The sequence below is a fragment of the Nostoc sp. NMS4 genome, from assembly GCF_017115095.1.
In the GTDB taxonomy this organism is placed as follows: Bacteria; Cyanobacteriota; Cyanobacteriia; order Cyanobacteriales; family Nostocaceae; genus Nostoc.
This window is the reverse complement of the sequence record NZ_JABXKI010000191.1, coordinates 1-3553: the sequence shown is the minus strand read 5'-3', so window position 1 is coordinate 3553 and position 3553 is coordinate 1. Positions and strand designations below refer to the sequence as shown.

General features: G+C 41.0%; 4 protein-coding genes. All 4 read right to left on the bottom strand.

The window, feature by feature from the left end; translation table 11 throughout:
* Positions 1 to 13: 13 nt before the first annotated feature.
* The gene (locus tag HWQ37_RS16280; RefSeq protein WP_292748671.1) at positions 14 to 646 is read right to left on the bottom strand and encodes a hypothetical protein; all 633 of its coding nucleotides are present in this window, start codon (positions 644 to 646) and stop codon (positions 14 to 16) included.
* A gap of 104 nt (positions 647 to 750) precedes the next feature.
* Entirely contained in the window at positions 751 to 1062 is a 312-nt protein-coding gene (locus HWQ37_RS16275) for a helix-turn-helix domain-containing protein (protein WP_292748670.1), read from the bottom strand.
* A gap of 190 nt (positions 1063 to 1252) precedes the next feature.
* Positions 1253 to 2782 (bottom strand): hypothetical protein, encoded by a 1530-nt coding sequence (locus HWQ37_RS16270; RefSeq protein WP_292748669.1) that lies wholly within the window; start codon positions 2780 to 2782, stop codon positions 1253 to 1255.
* Between the two features lie 67 nt (positions 2783 to 2849).
* Positions 2850 to 3407, bottom strand: coding sequence for a hypothetical protein (locus HWQ37_RS16265; RefSeq protein ID WP_292748668.1), 558 nt, complete (start codon positions 3405 to 3407; stop codon positions 2850 to 2852).
* Positions 3408 to 3553: the final 146 nt, after the last annotated feature.

Below are 3553 nucleotides of genomic sequence, written 5' to 3'. Positions count from 1 at the left end.
ATAGGCATGAAATTTAAATTATTTTAACTTTTACCATAAAAGTAGCGCAAGAGCCGATATCTATTAGTAGATCATCCAGAATTAAATCCGCATCTGCTCCTTTAACTAGAAGAGAGCCTGGCCCGAAGTCAGGATTTAAAAGAACCCTTCCTTGTGTCCTAAAAAGATTAGGATCAACAATGTTAATTAAATTCCTTAAGTCGGCAATATCTTCATTATCGATGGATTCCAGATTTCCGACAATATAATCACTGCGGCGTGTCAGTGGATCTAGCTTTGCTAACAATAAAGCAGATTTGAGCAGTTCATCTGAAAATTTTCCAGTCTCCAAAAAGTTTAGATAATTGTGTCTCGCCTTTGCAACGATTACATTTCCAATCTCATAAAGCTGATTTTCTCCTCGTTGTTGTAACACCCTTAAAGCTCGTTCTGCTGCCCATCCCCCCTCGTCCTCTTCGGCTTGAGGGTTAATGTATTTTATATAAAACCTTAAGAGGTAATCAAAAGATGTCCCTACTAATCTCGGTTGTGCGCCTAAAATTGGGGACGCTAATAGCTCTCGCTTAATATCGAACTTAGGCTTTTGAAATTCCATCTGAAATTTTGCTTTAACGTCTTGTTTTTCTAAAAAAGAACTAAGAGACATAATTATTCTCAAAAAATCAAAAGCAAGTTTAACTAAATCGAATGGCAGAAGATATGATGAAATATCATTGACTTTTGCAGCGATATAGATTAGAGCGTGTACCTTTAAAAATCATCGACAGGACTCAGCAGGAGTTGTAGAAAATCTGGTAGTTCATCAAATCGCTCTAGAATAATATCCGCGAAACTTAGATGCCATAAATAATATTCCTGGGGCGATCGATGTATGCCTCCATGAGCAAACCAGGCGTTGATCGTCCGAAGATCACAACGACAAATTTGAGCAGTTAATTCCCGACTAATATTCCACTTAGATAGGAACTGGTAATGATCTAAAGGAGGGTCAACATAGATATATGCTCGTAATCTTTGTAATTGTTGGGAAGTTAATTCTCTGGGCGAATGGGGATTGGGCATGATTACGATAACTATCTTGTGTCGTTCGGTTAAGTAATTGATTGTTAATTCTCTCTACATTACATTTGTGGTGTGGTATGGCTGTGGCGGTTACTGGTAAAGCATCCCACAGATTTTAGCCACAGCACCACGCCACACTGCTATTGTCGCCACGCTGCTTCAGTGGGTACTTTTTAGCGTGGCGTGGCGTTCACCAGTCAGACTTAGACCAGCTATCTTCGCCATCAAAAATGAGTTGTCCAGCATTAGCTAATTCATTCAAAGCAGTAATTAATTTAATGTCACCCTGCGCTCTGAGTTCATCTTTCTTTTTGATATCCGCAAGGGTTTTAGGTTCCTTATTTTTCGCGTTATCAAAGAAAGATAATAAGCGTTTGGCAAGGTCTGATAATTCCAAATGATTTTGAATGGTTGTTGATTGTTCGCTGATATCTAGCGCTTCGTTTAATCGACTAATAGCTCCCTGGTCGCTGCATATATTGTCATCACTGGGTTCAAACCCTGGCAAGAATTCGCGTTTATCACGGTTAAAAGCAGAATGGTTTTCAAGTACAGGCATTGAATACCACTGAGTTGTCTTGCCATAGTAGATAGCCCGACTGCACTCTGAGTTATTGATTAGCTCTGCTATTTTATCGGTATCAAACTTCTTAAAAAGCCGCGCACCTTTCCAACTGTCAAGCACAGCTAAATTACTTTCATGCACCAATGCAATCGGTGTTAGCTGGCTGATTCCTGAAAGGTCGCTGCCGTTAGCACCAACAAAGGGCGTTTGAGCAATAAACCAGATGTTCTTCCCAGCACTACTGCCACATGATGCGATACCAATAAGTTTGTCGTTTAGCAGCGTACACTTGGCTACTTTCAGCCTTGCACCGATAATAGTTCCTTCGTCAATTATTAAGAGCGCCCCATTATTTTCGCTAGCATATTGGTCATATTCTGCGATCGCAGCCTCAAACCATGCAGCTACGGTTTGCGGTTTTGCAGTTTCACAATGCAGACGCTTTTCTACATCAACAATGCCATCAAAATAGCCGTACTCCTTCCAGTCATCCTTCCCGTTGATCAGAAAAATTTTTTTACTTGGGTCGTGGCGTTTAACTTGGCGAATTAGGTTAGCTAAAAGCATTCCTTTCCCGGACTTCCCCAGCCCAACTAGAAAAAGATTCTCAATGCTAGAACTGACCTGCCCAACAATATCAATCTCTGTTCCAGATGCGGGATTGTAGTTCTCAACCTGAGTCTGCACTTGTGGCTGCACCCAAGGTTTCTCTAAAAGTGTTTTGGCAGCCGTCAATAAAGGAGTGGAGTTAGAAGCTGTGTTTGAGCAATTATCCTCGTAAAAGTCTGCCGCAGCATCACTCAAAGCTAGTCCGCGTTCATTAGCAAACTTCAATTCATTAATCACAACTTCCTTCCCCACTTGACGGGTATAATCTGCAAAATTATCGTCATCTAGGACTTGAGCCACGCAACCTAATTCAGCGATCGCAGCTTGATTTCTTTGAATCTGCCCAGCCTTTCTCCAACTATCCCAAAGAAAGTAACCGACTATCAATCCTCCCGTTATTGGGCTAGCAGTACTGGACGCTAATGCACCCAGGACAATACCCCCGATGACATTCCACTGTAAATGATTCTCCTGCGTAGCGCGAAGTGCAACCTCACTCCATTCTTGGGGAGTTTTATTATTTTTCTCAGGATTGAATCGTGTCATATATAGAAGTATTTATTTGGAAAAGGTAAACGCAGTCCGCGTAATTCGGTGCTGCGTTGTCCGTTTACTAATTTTTGGTTTCTTTGATTGCGTAGGATAACTTACCCACCCAAATAATCAAGCTGACAATAACTTCGATAGCAAATAGTGTGATCAACGCCAAACTTAAATTAGCGTAGTCAAACTTGTTCCACTGTCCGGTTCCTAGATACCAAAAAAAGTCTGAGAATTTGCCCGAAGCTACTGGACTATATACAGTTATGCAGATCAAAAAATCGACAGTGTAAGTTACAATTTTAAGGCGCTCCAAATTGCTTACAACCGAAATAGGTAAAGCATTATAAGTGCGTTTGAGCATTGCTAAAGTGGGATCATCACTCTGCTTGATTTCATATCTGCTGCGGCTATCCACATTGCTAATTACCTGCTGCATAAACCCCTCATGGTTGTAGAGAATCAGTGGTAAAACTTCGATAATTTGAATCACTCCCCAGAGCAAAGTACCCAGTATCCAGGTGATGCCCTGCCCTAAAAAATTAGCAATTCCATTGACGATGGGAATCACCGAAATTAGATAAAAGAATGCTTGGTTTATCGCTTTCCCACTCAAAAAGCGCACTGCCATCTCATAAGGTTGGATGTTGAGATACGCGAAGTAAATCCCGGTTAGTACCAGCCCCCAATAAAGAATTCTTAGCCACTGCGCTGGTATTTTTGGCTCTTGCGCTACTTTTATGGTAAAAGTTAAAATAATTTAAATTTCATGCCTAT